Origin of the sequence: Nocardioides sp. LS1, assembly GCF_003865225.1 — a bacterium.
GTDB lineage: Bacteria > Actinomycetota > Actinomycetes > Propionibacteriales > Nocardioidaceae > Nocardioides > Nocardioides ginsengisegetis.
In genome coordinates this window covers 97,088-114,728 of sequence record NZ_BIFF01000001.1, presented here as the reverse complement: position 1 = coordinate 114,728, position 17,641 = coordinate 97,088, and the positions used below count along the sequence as shown (strand labels likewise).

Annotated in this window: 12 protein-coding genes and 1 pseudogene; 4 read left to right on the top strand and 9 right to left on the bottom strand. The window is 65.6% G+C overall.

Translation table 11 applies throughout. The annotated features are described in order from the left end of the window. Positions 1-21 precede the first annotated feature (21 nt). The 3 genes from EJF31_RS00545 to EJF31_RS00535 all read left to right on the top strand — a co-directional run bounded on the left by EJF31_RS00545 (position 22) and on the right by EJF31_RS00535 (position 3,941). On the top strand, positions 22-1,173 hold the full coding sequence (locus EJF31_RS00545; protein WP_125035163.1) for a sugar ABC transporter substrate-binding protein: 1,152 nt from the start codon (positions 22-24) through the stop codon (positions 1,171-1,173). A gap of 198 nt (positions 1,174-1,371) precedes the next feature. Continuing rightward, a complete protein-coding gene (locus EJF31_RS00540; protein ID WP_185736090.1) occupies positions 1,372-2,907 on the top strand; it encodes a sugar ABC transporter ATP-binding protein in 1,536 nt (511 codons plus the stop codon). After that, positions 2,904-3,941, top strand: coding sequence for an ABC transporter permease (locus EJF31_RS00535; protein ID WP_221767406.1), 1,038 nt, complete (start codon positions 2,904-2,906; stop codon positions 3,939-3,941). Before EJF31_RS00540 ends, EJF31_RS00535 begins: the two co-directional genes overlap by 4 nt. A gap of 66 nt (positions 3,942-4,007) precedes the next feature. Here the strand turns inward: EJF31_RS00535 and EJF31_RS22070 are convergent, their stop codons facing one another. From EJF31_RS22070 to kynU, 9 genes and pseudogenes are all read right to left on the bottom strand, one after another. Continuing rightward, positions 4,008-5,129 (bottom strand): site-specific integrase, encoded by a 1,122-nt coding sequence (locus tag EJF31_RS22070; protein WP_221767405.1) that lies wholly within the window; start codon positions 5,127-5,129, stop codon positions 4,008-4,010. Positions 5,130-5,740: 611 nt separating this feature from the next. Further along, entirely contained in the window at positions 5,741-8,050 is a 2,310-nt protein-coding gene (locus EJF31_RS00525; RefSeq protein ID WP_125035161.1) for an FdhF/YdeP family oxidoreductase, read from the bottom strand. Positions 8,051-8,395: 345 nt separating this feature from the next. After that, positions 8,396-8,959 (bottom strand): NADPH-dependent FMN reductase, encoded by a 564-nt coding sequence (locus tag EJF31_RS00520; RefSeq protein ID WP_125035160.1) that lies wholly within the window; start codon positions 8,957-8,959, stop codon positions 8,396-8,398. 43 nt (positions 8,960-9,002) lie between these two features. Then, positions 9,003-9,764: an ABC transporter ATP-binding protein gene (locus EJF31_RS22065; protein ID WP_221767460.1), complete on the bottom strand. Its 762-nt coding sequence runs from the start codon at positions 9,762-9,764 to the stop codon at positions 9,003-9,005. Between the two features lie 48 nt (positions 9,765-9,812). Next, a pseudogene (locus tag EJF31_RS22060) lies at positions 9,813-10,652 on the bottom strand (ABC transporter ATP-binding protein); the annotation flags it as partial. Next, positions 10,652-12,844: a branched-chain amino acid ABC transporter permease gene (locus EJF31_RS22055; RefSeq protein WP_221767404.1), complete on the bottom strand. Its 2,193-nt coding sequence runs from the start codon at positions 12,842-12,844 to the stop codon at positions 10,652-10,654. The gene EJF31_RS22055 and the pseudogene EJF31_RS22060, both read right to left, overlap by 1 nt. After that, positions 12,841-13,776 carry a branched-chain amino acid ABC transporter permease gene (locus tag EJF31_RS00505; RefSeq protein WP_125035158.1) on the bottom strand — a complete coding sequence of 312 codons (936 nt, stop codon included), beginning with the start codon at positions 13,774-13,776 and terminating at the stop codon, positions 12,841-12,843. Before EJF31_RS00505 ends, EJF31_RS22055 begins: the two co-directional genes overlap by 4 nt. 172 nt (positions 13,777-13,948) lie before the next feature. Continuing rightward, positions 13,949-15,139 carry a branched-chain amino acid ABC transporter substrate-binding protein gene (locus EJF31_RS00500; RefSeq protein WP_125035157.1) on the bottom strand — a complete coding sequence of 397 codons (1,191 nt, stop codon included), beginning with the start codon at positions 15,137-15,139 and terminating at the stop codon, positions 13,949-13,951. 77 nt (positions 15,140-15,216) lie between these two features. Further along, the gene (kynU, locus tag EJF31_RS00495; protein ID WP_260430562.1) at positions 15,217-16,500 is read right to left on the bottom strand and encodes a kynureninase; all 1,284 of its coding nucleotides are present in this window, start codon (positions 16,498-16,500) and stop codon (positions 15,217-15,219) included. Between the two features lie 65 nt (positions 16,501-16,565). On the opposite strand from kynU, the gene EJF31_RS00490 reads away from it, so the two are divergent. Further along, on the top strand, positions 16,566-17,633 hold the full coding sequence (locus EJF31_RS00490; RefSeq protein WP_125035156.1) for a VOC family protein: 1,068 nt from the start codon (positions 16,566-16,568) through the stop codon (positions 17,631-17,633). Positions 17,634-17,641 lie beyond the last annotated feature (8 nt).

The following is a 17,641-nucleotide window of genomic DNA, read 5'->3' as shown; positions in this document are numbered from 1 at the left end:
CCACACGACGAGGAGAAGTGGATGAACACTCGAGACATGTGGCGACGGGGCGTCGCCCTCGTGGCCGCCGCGACGTTGGGCCTGGGGCTCGCGGCCTGTGGCAGCAGCGCTTCCGCGGGGCACGGCAAGACGAGCGAGGCGGACCAGAAGTCCTACCAGGCCACACTCGACGCCTGGTACAAGGGCACCTACAAGAAGCCGAGCGGCCCGACAGTGCAGGCACCCAGCGGCAAGTCCATCTGGCTGATCGAGTCGGGGCTCGGCAGCGACTACGCGACCCGAGGTGTGGCGGCGGCCGAGGAGACGGCCAAGAAGCTCGGTTGGACCGTCCACGTCTTCGACGCGAAGTACGACCCGACACAGATGCTCACCGGCGTCCAGCAGGCCGTGGTGGCCAAGGCCGACGGCATCATCCTCTCGGCGATCGACTGTCCGACGGTCAAGAACGCGGTCGTGCAGGCGAAGGCCGCCGGAATCCCGGTCGTCGGTGTCGAGACCAAGGACTGCACGCCAGCGCTGCTTTCCCACGTCGTCACCTACGCCGGCCACGAGTCGTTCGAGGACCAGGACAAGGACTGGGGCGGCGCGCAGGCCGCGTGGGTGATCGCCAAGACGAACGGACAGGCGAAGGTCGTGCTCGACACGGAAACCGATGCCTGGACGACCCTGACGGCCACGGAAGGCATCAAGCGGGAGATCGCGAAGTGCTCCGGGTGCTCGATCGTCGGTGACGCCACGTTCGTCGGCACGGACCTGGGTCCGGCCCTGCAGCAGAAGATCGAGCAGATCCTGGTCCAGCACCCGGAGGCCAACGCCTTCATCCCCGCGTACGACGTCGTGATGACGCAGAGCGGAGGCGCGCAGGCGATGCAGACCGCGGGACGTCTCAAGTCGCTGGCGATCGGGGGCGGCGAGGGTACGACTGCCGGGATCGACCAGATCCGCAACGGCACCGGTGAGCAGGCGTGCGCCGGCCAGTCGGTCGAGTGGGAGGTCTACAGCGCAGTGGACACGCTGATCCGCCTCTTCCTCGACCAGGACCCGAACGAGGTCGACACGGGCAACGGCATTCAGGTCTGCGACAAGGACCACAACCTGCCGCCGGCCGGACAGCCGTACACCCCGCCGGTCGACTTCCGCTCTGCCTTCCTCGCCATGTGGAGCGTGAGCTGAGTCCCCGTACCCCTTGAAAGAAGTGGAGGTGGCCCGCGCGGAATCCGTGCGGGCCACCTCTGTCTGGTGCGGGGTGCTCGCCAGGCCGCCCGGTAGCCCAGTCGGGGGGTGTTGTCGCGCAGATCACTCGGCCCACCACAGCCGCGCGCCCATCCTGATGCCCATCCACACTCCGCCTTCTGTGAAAGGGGATCCGCCGTGAGCGCTGACCCACATGAGCCCGCACTCGTGCTCAGTGGCGCCACGAAGTCCTTCGGCGCCAACCTGGCCGTCGACGGCGTCTCGTTCTCCCTTGCCAAGGGCCATGTGCACGCCCTGCTCGGGGGGAACGGCTCCGGCAAGTCCACCCTGATCAAGATGCTCGCCGGCGTCGAGCGCGGCGACGGCGGCACGGTCGCGATCCGCGGCCACAGCATTCCCCTGGCCGAGATGACGCCGGCCCGCGCGACCGCTGCGGGGCTGAGGTTCGTGCACCAGCAGCGGTCCACCTTCCCGGAGCTCACCATCGCGGAGAACCTGGCCATCGGCGGCAACGGTTTCCCGGTCGGCGCCGGAGGGCGCGTGCGCTGGCGCGCGGCGCGGCGTGAGGCGGCGCGAGTGCTTGCCAAGTACGACATCGACGCCCACCCGGACCAGCTCCTCGGCGAGCTCGGTCCGGCGCGACAGGCCATGGTGGCCATCGCCCGCGCCCTGCAGACCGGCCACGCCGACAACGGGATCCTCGTCCTCGACGAGCCGACCGTCTCACTGCCCGACACCGAGGTGCGCCTGCTCCTCGACGCCGTACGCCGGCACGCCGACCAAGGGCAGACGGTCCTGCTGGTCACGCACCGGCTCGAGGAGGTCTTCTCGGTCGCCGACAACGCGATCCTGCTGCGCAACGGCCAGCTCGTCGCCGAGGTCGCTCCTCGCTCCATCACCCGCGCCGACCTTGTCGAGCTGATCGTGGGACGGGCCGTCGACGAGATCGCCCCCGACACCTCGGCCGAGCGCGGCCCGATCGTGCTCGAAGCCCAGAGCCTGTGTGCCGGTCCCGTGGGCCCGGTCGACCTGACGTTGCACGCCGGCGAGGTGGTCGGCGTCGCCGGGCTGGTGGGTTCGGGGCGGTCGAGCCTGCTGAAGTCACTGTTCGGCGTGCTCCCGATCGAATCCGGATCGGTGCGGCTCCACGGCACGGCCCTGCGGCTGGGCACTCCGCGCGACGCCATGCGTGCAGGCATCGCCTTCGTCCCGGAAAACCGTGCCGAGGACGCTGCCTTCCAAGAGCTGAGCGTCAACGACAACATGTCCGTCGCGGTCCTGCTCGACTACTGGCGCGGCGGCCGGCTGCGCGCGGGCGTGCAACGCCGCGACGCGCGGGACCTGCTCTCGCGGTTCCTGATCAAGGCACAGTCCGTCGACGAATCGCTCTCCGCACTGTCCGGAGGCAACCAGCAGAAGGTGATCGTCTCGCGATGGCTCCGGCGCGCACCCCAGGTGGTGCTGCTCGATGAGCCGACCCAAGGTGTCGACGTCGGCGCCCGTCACGAGATCTACCTGCTGATCCGTGAGGCCGTCGAGGCGGGAGCAGTGGCGCTCGTGGCCTCGTCCGACAGCGAGGAGCTCGCGGCGATCTGCGATCGGGTCCTCGTCCTGCGGGGCGGACGGATCGTCGGAGAGCTGTCCCGCGATGAGCTCACCAGCAGCCGCGTCGAGCGCCTCGCCCATGGTCAAGAAAAGGAAGTGACGCTATGAGTTCCGTGTCCGGAAGCAACATGACGATCGACGAGCCGGTCCGACCGGAAGCGGCCGCGGTGGACCAGGCCCGACGGCCCCGTCGCAGCATCCGCTCGTTCCTGGAGGCCTACGCCTTCGTCGTGCTGCTGGTCGGGGCGTTCGTGTTCTTCAGCCTCTGGTCGCGAACTTCTGCGACGTTCCCGACGAGCGCGAACCTGCAGGTGCTGTTGGGCTCCAACACCGTCGTCGCCATCACCGCACTGGGGGCGCTGATTCCCTTGGTCTGCAACGAGTGGGACCTGTCCATCGGCGGGTCCGCGGCGTTGAGCTCGGTCTTCTGTGCCCAGTTCATGACCAACGGGATGAATCCCCTGCTGGCGCTCGCGATCGGCATCGCCATCGGCATCTGTGTCGGCCTCGTGAACGCCGTGCTCGTCACCCGCATGGGAGTCAACGCGGTCATCACGACTTTGGGCATCTCGATCATCATCACCGGCCTGATCAGCCTGAAGACCGGTGGCGTGACCCTCGGCGGCAACGTCCCGCAGAGTGTGACGAACTTCGGCACCGAGACCTGGCTCGGCATCCCCCGGACGGTCTACGCCCTGGCGGTGGTGGCGCTCGTCGTCTACTACCTCGTCGATCACACCCCGTACGGCCGCTACCTGTACGCACTCGGCTCCAACCGCTCCGCCGCCCGCCTCGCCGGCATCCGGATCAAGCTGGTCGTCGGCGCAACGTTCGTCATCGCCGGCGCCCTCTGCGGGGGCGCGGGCGTCCTCCAGGTCGCCCGCTCGGGAGGCGCCAACCCGCATCTGGCAGACGCTCTTCTCCTGCCGGCGCTTGCAGCGGCGTTCCTGAGCGCGGCTGCCATCCGGCCGGGCAAGTACAACGTGTGGGGCGTCCTGGTCGCGGTCTACTTCCTGGCCGTCCTCAACAGCGGGCTGAACCTCGCCGGCGTCCAGGACTACGTCTCCAACTTCGTCAACGGTGGCGCCCTCATCATCGGCGTCGGGCTCGCAGCCCGGCTGGGTGACCGGCGGGAGCCCTGACCTTCCGGCTATCCGAGCAGGCGGGCAACCAGGTCCTTCGCATCGATGTGGTCCCCACGTCACCCTTCAGACCGCCGAGATGGCGCGGCGGAGGAGCCTCGACGGGGCGCCGCTCGAAGGTGTCGATCTTCCCTCTCTCCCTCCCCCACCTTCGGGCCGTGGCCAGGGTTTCCCGGGTCGAGGCGTCGCGCCCCGGTGGCGGCGCGTTCGGAGGCGCCGGCCGCAGGTGTAGCGGATGAGCATCTCGACCCGGGTCCAGCCGGACACAGCCATCAGGCCGGACTCGGAGCCGCCGGCGGCGAGCCACCGGTGGGCGGCGGTGTGGCGGAGCCGGTGCGGCCGGAACCCGTCGATTCCGGCCCGGTCGGCGCTTCGGCGCAGCGATCGGTAGAGGGCGTCGGTCCCGAGCTCGCAGCCGCGTTCCCCGAGCCAGAGGTCGTCCCGGTCGGCGTGCGGCTGGGTGTGGCGGACGGCGAGGTAGGTTCGGATCGCGGCGGTGGTGGCGGGGCCGATCGGGATGATGCGCCCGCGGCCGCCCTTGCCACGCCGGATGGTGACCAGGCCGGCGGCGAGGTCGAGGTCGGGGGCGGTCAGGGCAATGACCTCGCCGAGCCGGACCCCGGTTTCGACCATCAGCCGGATGATCGCCTCGTCCCGGACGTGCCGCAGTGGCCTCGGGGTGTCGGGAGTGTCGGGCCCACCTGGACCGTCGGGCCCACCTGGACCGTCGGGTCCGTCGGGTCCGTCGGGTCCGTCGGGTCCGTCGGGTCCGTCGGGTCCGTCGGGTCCGTCGGGTCCGTCGGGCCGGCAGGTCTGGAGCAGGGCCCGGATCTGGGCGAGGGTGAGGGGGTCGACGACCGGCTGGTCCAGCTTGGGTGCGGTCATGCCCCGGAACGGGGTGTCGTCGAGGTGCCCGACGGCGGTGAGCCAGGCGGCGTAGCGGCGCAGGGCCTGTTGGCGGATCCGTGCGGTGCTGGGTGACCGACCGGCCTCGAGCATGTCGGTGATCCAGGTTTGCAGGGTGGTGCGCCGCAGCGGAGGAAGGTCGTGGGTCTCGGCCAAGGTGAGGTAGCGGCCGACGGCGTCGAGGTAGAGGGCGATCGTGGCGGGGCTCTTGCGCTCGGCGGCCAGCGCGAGGTGCCACTCCGCTATCAGGGAGCGGGCAGCCGGTGTGGTGAGGTCAGTCATGGCGCCGACCGACCAGCGCGCGGTCAGTGGCACGCGCTCAGCAGCAGGCACTCAGCAAGCGGGGGCGGGCGCTCCGCCTGGTCCGGATAGCTCGGCGGTTTTTGGACACGGGATCAAGTCTCAAATGCTTTCAGGCCCGGAATCCGTGGATTCCGGGCCTGAACTTTGTAGCGGGGGCAGGATTTGAACCTGCGACCTCTGGACAAACTCAGGGCCTTGCCCTTGCTACCGAACGTTGCGGGAAACAGCCGAATCGCTTGTGTTATATCGGCGTTCGCTGTCTCGAACACCTCCGACTTTAACCGATCGCTTCCTGCCCATGCCGGTTGAACCCGGAGGGTTCGTGGAGGGTTGCTGAATCCGAAGCCGGGTCGCCATCCGCGCCTGGATCCGCCCCGCGTTGCATGAACGCGACGATCCGCCCGGCCCGAGCTGGCCATCGCAGCCACCAAGACCTCGCCAGAGCCAGGGCCTGTCGCCTGTCTTGTGACGCTCACAATCCTTGGGCCAGAAATCGGACGCGGCCAGCTACCTGGGCAGCTACGGCGTCTTCCGGGATAGGAACCGGATCCTTCGTTCCAAACAGATAACAAGTTTAGCAAGGTTCATAGTCATACAGCCTCGGTTGCCGCCGTTCTTGGTCGCGCAAGAACAGGTCGAGACTCGAGCCTGACAACGACCGATTTGGAGGTCGGGGTGTTGCTCTCCTCTGCGGTCGAGTCGAGCGGGACGAGAACGTTCGCCTCCGGGAAGTACGTAGCCGCACAACCGCGGGGGGTTGGGTACTCGACGATCCGGAATGCCTCCGCTCGACGTTCGCCGTCGACCCACACGCTGACGATGTCGATCACGTCGCCGTCACGTAGGCCAGAGTCGCGCAGGTCATCAACGTTCACGAACACGACTCGGCGCCCACCCTTGATGCCTCGGTATCGGTCGCTCAGCCCGTACACGGTGGTGTTGAACTGATCGTGTGAGCGGACGGTTTGTAGCAGCAGGTGCCCTGGCGGGGCGCTGACGGCCGAGGGCGGGTTCACTGTGAATCTCGCCTTGCCGGTCGCGGTCGCGAACTGGCGTGCGTCGCGCGGTCCGTTTGGAAGCGCGAAACCCCCAGCCTGCTTGATGCGGGTTTCGAACTTCGCAAATCCTGGAATGACGCGCTCGATGCTGCTGCGAATGAGGGTGTAGTCCGCACCCATTTGTGCCCAGCCGATGTCGGTGCCGAACAACGCATCCGCGAGCCCGGCCACGATGGAGGTTTCGCTTCGGAGCGCTGGGGAGCCGGGCAACAGGCGACCGCGCGAAGCGTGCACCATCCCCATCGAGTCCTCAACCGTGATGACCTGTTCGCCCGCTGTGGTGATGTCGCGTTCGGTTCGGCCCAGGCACGGCAGAATGAGCGCCTCGCGACCATGGTGCAGGTGAGACCGGTTGAGTTTGGTGGCGACGTGCACCGTCAGTGCGCAGTTCTCCATGGCGGCAGCCGTCACGTCAGTATCTGGTGAGGCGGACACGAAGTTCCCGCCCAGCGCCATGAAGACGTCGATGCGGCCATCACGCATCGCCCGAATGGTGTCGACGGTGTCGAGTCCGTGGTCGCGCGGAGGGTCGAAGCGGAACTCGCTTTGTAGCGCGTCGAGGAACTCATCGGGCATTTTTTCCCAGACACCCATGGTCCTGTCGCCCTGCACGTTGCTGTGTCCCCGCACTGGGCAGGCACCTGCTCCGGGCCGGCCGACGTTGCCGCGCAGCAGGAGAAAGTTGACGACCTCGCGGATCGTGGTTACTGCGTTCCGATGCTGGGTCAGGCCCATTGCCCAGCAGACGATGACGCTGTCGGCGCCGATGACGTCGTCAGCGAGTTGCTCGATGTCGCCCTTGGCGATGCCACTCAGTTCCTCTACGACGTCCCACTCAAGCGATCTAGTCGCGTCGACGAAGTCGCTGAATCCGTCGGTGTGTTCATTGATGAAGGCCGTGTCGAGGATGCCGGGGTGTTCGGCGTCGCGTTCGAGGAGCGCCTTGTTGATGCCCGCGAACAGGGCCAGGTCGCCGTTGACGCGGACAAGGATGAGCCGATCGGCAAGTTGCGTGCCCCTGCCGACGATGCCGCGCGGTCTCTGAGGGTTCTTGAACCGGATGAGGCCGGCTTCGGGCAACGGATTGATTCCGATGATTCGGGCGCCGCGCCGTTTCGCCTGCTCAAGTGCGCTGAGCATTCGGGGATGGTTCGTGCCTGGGTTCTGGCCGACGACGATGATGAGATCGGAGTGGTCGGAGAGGTCCTCGAGAGTGACGGTGCCCTTGCCGATTCCGAGGGTTTCGTTGAGGGCCGCGCCACTGGATTCGTGACACATGTTCGAGCAGTCGGGCAGGTTATTCGTTCCGAGCCGGCGGGCGAGCAACTGGTAGAGGAACGCGGCCTCGTTCGACGCACGGCCGCTGGTGTAGAAGGCAGCTCGATTGGGGTCCGGCATCGCCTTCAGCTGTTCAGCGGTCAGCGCGAAGGCTGCCTCCCAACTGACCGGGACGTAGTGTTCGGCGCCTGGTGCCAGATACATGGGCTCAGTGAGTCGGCCCTGCTTCTCAAGCCAGTGGTCGGTCTGCGTTCGCAGCTGAGCGATGGAGTAGGTAGCGAAGAAGTGTCTTCCGACCCGCTTGCGGGTCGCTTCCCACGCCGCGGCCTTCGCGCCGTTCTCGCAGAACTCGGCTCGATGTCCGTGCTTTGGGTCGGGCCAGGCGCAGCTCGGGCAGTCGAATCCGCCGGGCTGGTTGATGGACAGAAGTACCTTCGCGGTCCGGACGCCGCCCATTTGCCCGAGCGCGTGTTCCATGGAGTGCTGGATGCCGGGCAGACCGACCGCGAAGGTCTTCGGTGCACCGACCTTGATGTCGGGTTCAGGCAGCTCGTGGTCGCTCATCTATTTCCCATCCGACGTAGGCGTTGGACACCGTACGAATTGGGTGAGGCCCCGCGTCGTCGTCAGACGCGGGGCCTGTGTGTCGCAGCCGTTTAGCCACTGAACCCGTGACGATTTGTGGCCACCTCGGCTCGGACACACCCACTTGCGCGCCGCGGATATGGACGTAGTCCGGACGCGCGTTTGCATTACTTGCCCCTCACGGCCGTCCGGCGAACTTTCCGCGGAGGGCGTGCACGGTCATGTAGTGACGCACAACGTCGCCAGAGCGAACGTCGCAAACGGGGCAGGGAGAGCCGAGGACCTGGCGCACTATCCATCGCAACACCAGACTCCTCAGCTTCCTCATCGACCTTCGTCGACCTTCGCGGCCAGCGACTGCAGGAGGCGACGCACCAGGTCCTGGGTTCCCTCGTCAACCAACTTGTCGCCGTCGAAACGCTCGTGCGCGTTGAACACGATGACCTCGGGCTTCACGACCGGCTTGGAGTCGGTCCATACGAAGACCTGGCGAAGCGCGAGCTGTGCTCGAACCGACCCGAATGCGGTCGGCGCGGCACCCATCACCGCGATCGGCTTGCCAGCGAGAAGCTGGCCGCCGTCGCCAGTGCTGAGCCAATCGATCGCGTTCTTCAAGACACCGGGAATGGAGTAGTTGTACTCGGGCGTCGCGATCAGCAGCGCGTCAGCGTCTCGCACCTGGGCGCGGAAGTTCTCCACGGCCTGCGGGGCGTTCTCGCCGTCGTTGTCGCTGTTGTACGGCGGAATGTGGGCGAGGTCCTCGTAGACGTCGATGTTCATGCCAAGCGGCGCCAGGGCGCCGGAGGCGTGCAGCAGGCGCGTATTGAACGACTCCTGCCGAAGGCTGCCCGAGATGCCGAGCACGTTCGTGCTTGCCTGCTCACTCATTGTGGTCATCCATTCTTTGAACTGAACTGTACGGCTCAGTACATTACCTGATAGATTCGCCGAGGTAAACCTCCCGGATCCGGGAATCCTCAAGCAGTTCCCGGCCGGTGCCTTCCAAGGCGATGCACCCGGTCTCCAGGACGTAAGCGCGGTCGGCGATGGACAGGGCTTGGGCGGCGTTCTGCTCGACCAGAAGCACCGTCACGCCATCGGCATTGATCTGCTCAATGATCGAGAAGATGTCCTGGACGACCAGCGGAGCCAGGCCCATCGACGGCTCGTCGAGGAGGAGCAGTTCAGGTCGTCCCATGAGCGCCCGGCCCATCGCGAGCATCTGTTGCTCGCCGCCAGACAGAGTGCCGGCGAGCTGGTGCTGGCGTTCGGCCAGCCGCGGGAAGCGGTCGAAGACGTGGTCCATGTCGGCTGAACTGACATGGCTGAACCGGTAGGCACCCATCTGCAGGTTTTCCAGGACACTCATGCGTGGGAACACGTGCCGGCCCTCGGGGACGTGGCAGATGCCCTCCCCGATGAGTTCGTGTGCCGGACGCCCCGAGATCTGCTTTCCGCGGTAGGTGATGGTTCCTGCGGTCGGGCGCAGTAGGCCAGAGATGGTCTGCTGGGTAGTGGTCTTCCCGGCTCCGTTCGCGCCGAGGAACGCAACGATTTCGCCTTCGTTGACGTGGAAGGAGATGGACTTCAGAGCCGGGATGGCGCCGTACCGAACGTCAAGATCGACCACTTCAAGGGCTCTGACACTCGTCGGGGTGTCGGTGTCGGTCGCGTGCTCGACGTGAGCTGCGATCTTGCCGGTCACCTCCTCGAGCGCATCGTCGTCGCTTGATGCGGCTCCCAGGTAGGCGGCGATGACCTCGGGGTTGTTCTGGATCTCGGTCGGCTTGCCTTCGGCAATCTTCTTGCCGAAGTTGAGGACAACGATGCGGTCTGCAATGGACATGACCATCTGCATGTCGTGCTCGATAAGCAGAACGCTGACGTTTCGTTCCCGATTGATTCGCCGAATCAGGTCGGCAAGCTCGGCTTTCTCGTTCGGATTGGTGCCCGCTGCCGGCTCATCGAGGAGCAGGACCCCGGGGTTGGTGGCGAGGGCGCGTGCAATTTCGAGTCGCCGTTGTGCGCCGTATGACAGCGAGGTGGCGATGTCGTTCTCTCGTCCGGTGAGCCCGACTTCAGCCAGGAGAGAGCGAGCGACTGAGTCAGCTTCGAGCGCTTCGCGCTTCTGACGCGGTAGACGCAACATCGCGCCGATCGCACCGGACTTCTGGGTCGATTCGACGGCGACTTGCACGTTCTCCAGAACCGTGAGCGCTGGGAACAGGCGGATGTTCTGGAAAGTGCGGGCGATGCCTGCCCGGTTGAGCTTGTGAACCGGGTGCCCGATGACCGAAATCTCCTTGGCACCGGCCCGCGGGACTGCGGTGACCTTGCCCTCCTGGGGGCAGTAGACGCCGGTGAGCGAGTTGAACAGGCTGGTCTTGCCGGCGCCGTTCGGCCCGATGATGGAGAGGATTTCGCCACGGCGCATCTCGATGTTGACGTCGTCTAGGGAGACGAGTCCACCGAAGCGGAGGGTCAGTCCCTCGACGGAGAAGACCGGCCGGGCGTCGGCCTCAGGCGTGGTGTCCACAGACCGCGTGGCCCTTTCGTTCGTGTTCGTAGTCTGGGCAGGCATCACAGACCCTCGCTCTCTGCGACTGCTGCCGGCTCCAGGGTGGGACGGTCGTCCAGTCCCTTGAGCTCTGCTTTACGTCGGCGTTCGGGAATCAGACCCGAGGGACGGAAAATCATCATGAAGAGGAGGACTGCGCCGATCCACATCTGACGGTCGTCTGCCGGGACCTGGTCCTTGAGGAACTCTGGAAGCCAGGTGAGGAACGCGGCTCCGACCACGACGCCAGTCATCGATCCCATACCGCCGAAGACCACGTAGGCCAGGACCAGGATGGAGTTCAGGAGCAGGAAGTTGTCCGGGTTGAAGTACCCCACCTGGCTGGCGAAGAAGACGCCAGCGAGTCCCGAGGTGGAGGCTCCGATGGCGAACGCGAGCAGTTTGGCGCGGGTCGTGTCGACGCCGCAGGCCTTCGCCGCGACCTCGTCCTCACGAACAGCTGCCCAAGCACGGCCCAGGGAGGACCGCTCGAGGCGGACGAACAGGATGATGACGATGGCGAGGATGGCCAGGAGCAGGTACCAATACTCAAGGGGGTCGGTGCCCCACTTGAGGTCCACGATGCCGAGGTTGATCTCCGGGTGCGGGACCGGCTTTTCTGGGCCTCGAGTGCTGTTCGTGATGTTGCCGGGGTTGTTGATGGCGACGATCCGGATGATTTCACCGAAGCCAAGGGTGACGATGGCGAGGTAGTCGCCGCGGAGCCGAAGTGTCGGAGCGCCGAGGGCGACGCCGGCGATGATGCAGGCACCAATGGCTACAGGAATTGCCGCGAGGGGCGTCAGGTGGATTCCGAACGGCGGCTGGATTGGGAGGGAGCCCACCAGGAACGCAGTGGTGTAGCTGCCGATGGCGTAGAACGCGATGAATCCAAGGTCAAGCAATCCGGTCCATCCGACAACGACGTTCAAGCCGACGGCGAGGAGAACATAGACCCCAATCTGAGTCACCAGGACCTGCTGCCAGTACTCGGTGAACACTCGCGGTAGGACGATTGCGATGACCACACCGGTGAGGAGTGCCGGGGTCACCGAGATGCGGCCAAGAACAGTGGCCGATGCTGCTCGGCTGCCGGTCCCCCGGTTCGCGGATCGTGTGCCAACCCACGGGCTGGCTGTGGCCACTGCCATCAGCAGGAAGCCGAGAAGTGCGAACCAGGGCCCGGTGCCGAGGTTGTCCCACGCCGACTTGGCACCGTCGACCCCTCCGTTGGCGCCGACCTGGCCCATGGCGTGTGCAGTGATGAGCACAAAGACCCCACCAAGGACGTTCAGACCCGTGCCGGCGATACGCAGTACTGGGTTGGAACGGTAGATGCCCAGCGCGCCGACCAGAGCGGCGACGGCCAGGATGACGGCGAGGCCTCCGCGCTGCATGCTTGTTGCGACGACGTTGATCCCGGTGCCGTCGAACAGGTCGGCGCTGGCCCACAGGCCGACATTGAGCCGTCCAGGCGAGAACCAGGTTGCGAAACCGACAGCAGTCACGGCGAAGAACAGGCCACCAAAGGCGATAAACAGTCCGGGGTATTGACCCTGAAGGCTCTTGGCCCGGTCACGGATGGAGTCTCCAGCTTCGGTCCAGCCGGCGTAAGCGACGGAGATGGCGACGAAGACGTAGGCAAGTGCTGTCGCGTCCGCGCCGTAGGAGTGGTCGATTCGTGTGCCAGCTGAAACAAGGTCGGAGTGGGCGACGACAGCGAGCGCTGCGGCACCCACCGAGGCGAGGATTCCGATAGTCGCGACCACGCGCGACCGGGTAAGGACCGCGGCAAGGCCAACAGCCACGACCAAGAGCCACGCGACGATGTACATCCAGCTGAAGTAGGCATCAGCGAGCCCGGTCGTCGCAGCCTGAGATGCGGCTGCGAACTTGCCTTCACCGACAGGGTCGTACCAGTGCAGAAGGGTACGAGCGACCATGACGCCGGCCGCTGCTGCTGCGAAGAGGCCAGCGCCAGGCTTGGAGAGCCGCTCCTTGAGCTGGTCGGCGCGGGGCGCGAGAAAGAAGACCAGGACACCGAGGCCCAGGAAGATGAAGATGCGGGGCTCAAGTACTGCCTGCTTGAGTCCGTACCCGTAATCGTCAGGGGTTCCTTGCTGAGGCCCCCACATCATCGCGACGATGACCGAGCCGACCAGGCACATGAGGAGCCGGCGAGCGGACTCGCCTGTGAGACGGGCCTTGAGGTTCATGCGACCCTCCCAAGGCGCTCGCCGAGAATTCCGGTGGGTCGGAAGATGAGGACCGCGACGAGAACGCCGAAGGCGACGACGTCAGTCCACTGGATTCCGACACCGGGGAGCGGTGGGATGAGTGCCTCGACGAGGCCGAGAGTGATGCCACCAATCATCGCGCCGCGGATGTTGCCGATACCTCCGAGGACTGCCGCGGCGAACGCCTTGATACCGGGCTGGAAACCCATCATGTTCGAGAACGCGAAGGCCGTGCCGAAAAGGAACCCGGCAGCGCCGGCGAGGGCTCCGCCGATGATGAAGGTGCGCGAGATGGTGCGGTCGATATTGATGCCCAGCAGAGCAGCCATGGGGGCGTCCTCGGCCACTGCCCGGACGCTGCGGCCCAGCTTGGTTCGGCTCACCAGGGCGTCGAGTCCGACCATGAGGGTCAGGGCCGAACCGACGATGATGAGCTGGATGACACGCACGTCGGCGCCGGCAACTGTGAACACGACGTGGTTGATGTTGAAGTACTCGGGGAAGCTGTTGTTGGTGAGCCGGTTGAACAGCTTGCCTGCGAGTTGGGACAGGAAGAACGAGGCCCCGATTGCAGAGATGAGGAACGCGATTTTCGGTGCGCCTCGTCGTCGTAGTGGTCGGTACGCGACGCGTTCGAGCATGAAAGCGATACATGCACCCGTTAGAGCTCCGGCGAGGATTCCGACAAGGAACACCATCGTCGCGCCCGCGGTTGAACCAGCGTGCGGTGCGAGCGCGTTGACCGCAAGGAAGCTGCCGAACGCACCGGACATGAAAACTTCGCTGTGCGCGAAGTTGATGAGCTGAAGGACGCCGTAGACGAGCGTGTAGCCAATCGCGATGAGCGCATACATTGATCCGCGGGTGAGACCGAGGACCAAGTAGTCAGGAATTTGGTGGACGTAGTCCATGACGAGCCTTTCTGGGTGCGCCACCGCGAACTAGCCGTGAGGTGGGGCATCGGCCGAACGATGTGTCGGCGAGGTCAACTGGTTGCGCAGGGCACAGGACAGGGTGTGTTCGCCGCTCACCCGAAGGCGGCTGTGAGCCTGGGCGACGAACACACCCCATGTGTCTGACCTGTTAGTTCTGCTTCGTTACGTCGCCGAGGAACTTGAACGTCTTGTTCTCAGCTTCGTAGAGATTGACGACCGCGACGCTGGAGTCGATGTCGCCCTTGCTGTCGAACTTGATGTGCGAGGCGAGACCCTGGAAGTCGATGGCACTCAGGGCCTTGGCAACGCTCTCCCGAGTCAGCGGGCCGGCGGCGGCCGCGTTCTTGATGGCGGTCAGCAGCGCGCGGGTCGCGTCGTAGGACTCCGGCGTGAAGGTCGACGGGTCCTGGTTGTAGTCGGCGCGGTAGGCGTCGGTGAACTTCTGGGCGTTCGGGTCGCTCGCCGCGTCCGCACAACCACACAGGAAGTACCAGCCGTTGCCGGCGTCGCCAGCCTGGTCGAAGAAGATCGTCGACTTGCTGCCGTTTCCGGTGACCTTCAGACCGTCGTACCCGACTGCCTTGATGGCCTTGGCCAGGAGCGCGGTCTGGGCGTCGTAGCCGCCGTAGAACAGCGCCTGAGCACCGGAGGCCTTCACCTTCTGCGCGACAACACTGTAGTCGGTCGTCTTGGCGTCCACACCCTCACGGATTACCTTCACACCCTTGGACTCCAGCTCCTTCTGCACAGCGTCAGCGACGCCCTTGCCGTAGTCACCGAGGTCGTCGATGACAAACACGGTCTTGGCCTTCTTCGCCAGCCACTGGGCGCCGATGGTGCCCTCGACGTTGTCCGAGGGAACGCTGCGGTGGAAGGAGGAGAAGCCCTGGTCCTGAAGCTGCGCGTTCGTTGCCGACGGCGTGATGAAAGACAGTCCCGCGGACGAGTACTGTGCGCCGGCGGCCTTGACCGAACCGGAGAACGCCGGGCCGACGACACCGAGGACGTCCTGGTTCTGAATGAGAGTCGTCGCGGCAGCAGGTGCCTTGCTGGGGTCGCCCTGGTCGTCGCCCTTGACGATCTCAACCGAGAAGCCGAACTCCTTGGAAGCGTTGGCTTCCTTGACTGCCAGCTCGACGCCGTTGAACTCGTTCAGGCCGAGCTGCTGGTAGTCACCCGACAGCGGGCCCTGGAAGCCGATCTTGACGGAGGTAACCTTGGTCGGCGCTCCACCCCCGTTGAGCTTGTCAGTTCCGCCGCCGGAACTTCCACAGCCGGCGAGAGCCAGCGCGAGGAGCGCTGACCCGACGACTGCTTGGGTCTTGAACAGACGCGGCATGGTTACCTCCGAACAGTTGGTGTTTCTGTTGTTGTGTGGGTACTGCTTTCCGAGACGTCTAGTGGGTGGCCGACTGGTCAGCCTTCGCTGTTCAACACCTCATGGAGTGCGTGCGCGGCGCGCCAGCAGTCGTGGAAGGTGCAGTACAGAGGCGCGGGGGCGAACCGGATGACGTCGGGCTGACGTGCATCGGTGAAGACGCCGTACTCGTCGCGCATGCGCGTGGACACGTGCTCGGCGTCGGCCCCGATGATCTGCACCGACAGCTGCGCGCCGCGCTGCTCCGGGTCAGACGGCGTGATGACGCGCGCGGGTACGTCCGCAAGTGCGACCGCGAGGGCCTTCTCGAGGTATCCGGTCAGTCGGAGGCTCCGCTGCCGCAGGGCGGGCATGCCGACCTCGTCGAAAATCTTCAGGGACGTTTCGACCGGTGCCATCGCCATGATGGGCGGGTTCGACAGCTGCCAGGCGTCAGCGGTGTGCACGAGGTCTAGGACCGGCTTCATCTCGAATCGGGTGGCAGCGTTGGTGCTCCACCATCCCGAGAACTTCACGATGTTCTCGTCGGCAAGGTGCCGCTGGTGAACGAAGGCCCCTGCGATCGCGCCCGGTCCGGAGTTCAGGTACTTGTAGGAGCACCAAGCGGCCCAGTCGACGTCCCAGTCGTGCATCTTCAGTTCGACGTTGCCGACGGCGTGTGCGAGGTCCCAGCCGACGACGATTCCGGCGGCGCGACCGGCTGCGGTGATGGCGGGGATGTCCATCAGCTCGCCGGTGTAGTAGTTCACCGCGCCGAGCATGATGAGCGCGATGGTGTCGCCTTCGCGCTCGATGAGGTCAAGGACGTCCTGGGTTCGGACCACCGCTTCGCCCTCGCGCGGCTTTACTCGAAGGACGGCATCGTCGGGGTCGTAGCCGTGGAATTCTGCCTGGCTCCGGACGGCGTAGGAGTCCGACGGGAACGTGCCGTCCTCGATAAGGATGCGGAACCGGTCAGCGGTGGGCTTGTAAAAGCTGACCATCATCAGGTGAAGGTTGACCGTCAGCGTGTTCATGACGACGGTCTCTTCGGGCAGAGCGCCGACCAGGCGTGCGGCGGGGTCGCGCAGGCCCTCGTGGTAGCTGACCCACGGCTTGCGCGGCTTGGTGTGTCCGCCAACCCCGTAGGTGGCCCAGTCGTCGAGCTCGGCCTGCAGGTCGACGCGGGTCTGACGGGGCTGGAGTCCGAGCGAGTTGCCGGCGAGGTACGCGGCTTCGCCATCGCCACGCGGGGTCGGCGGGATCAGGAACTTCGACCGGTTGGACCCAAGGGGGTCGGTCTCGTCGAGGTTCAGCGCCTCTGCTTCGTTCAGGTCAAACAACTGCGGGCTCCTAGTTAGGCATTGCGTCTGTGGCCAATCACTGATGTGATGTGGGTCTCGCAAGAATGTACTATGCGGTACAGTTCAGTCAACACCAACCGCGCCATTCGAATCGAAAAGTTCGAAACAGGCTTCTGCCCCTAGGGACACCGGCCTCAGGCGCCCGCCAGGAAGGGGTGACGATGGCCTTTCACGGCTACCACCACATCACTACGACAGTCACGAACGGTCGCTCCGACGTGCAGTTCCACGTCGACCTGCTGGGCCTGCGCAACGTCAAGCGCACGGTCTTGCTCGACGGGAATCGGCCGTTCTATCACCTGTACTACGGCAACGAGTACGGCGAGCCTGGGACGCTTCTGACGTCCTTCGTGTTCGGCCCGGAGAAGCCCGAGGGCAAGAAGGGATCGGGCCAGATCAGCTCGATCTCGCTCTCGGTCCCGAAGGACAGCATCAACTTCTGGGTCGACCGGTTCGGCTCGCGCGGCGTCGCGTACGAGGAGTTCGACCGCCTCGGCGACCGGCGCGTTTGGTTCCAGCACCCGGACGGAATCGACTTCCAGCTCGTGGGCGTCGAGACCGACGATCGGCTCCCGTGGCACGGCTCCGATGTGCCGCCTGCTGCAGCAATCCGGGGCGTCCACAGCGTGACGGTCTGCACGCGCGAAACCGACGAGCTTCACTACTTCCTCGACGAGGGGATGGGCCTGGAGTCGCGCGACACCGACGGCTCGGTCAGCTCGTATGCGATGTCTGCTGGCCGTGCCGGGCAGCTGGTCGAGATCGACCACCAGCCCGACATCGAGCAGGGTTCGTGGGGCTACATGCGCAACACCGTCGACCACGTCGCGTTCGACATCAAGGAGTCGACCGCGCAGCTGGACTTCAAGGACCACTTGGAGGCCATGGGCTACATCGACGTCACCGAGCCGCGAGACCGGAACTACTTCTACTCGGTGTACTTCCGCACCCCCGCCGGCGCGATGTTCGAGGCGACTCGTAGCCACCCTGACGGGTTCGAGAAGGACGAGGGACTCGACAGTCTCGGCAGCTGCCTGCAGCTGCCGAAGTGGCTCGAAGAGCGTCAGCCCGAGCTCATCGCGGCGCTCGAAACTCTCGAGCCGCTCGACTAGTCAGACCA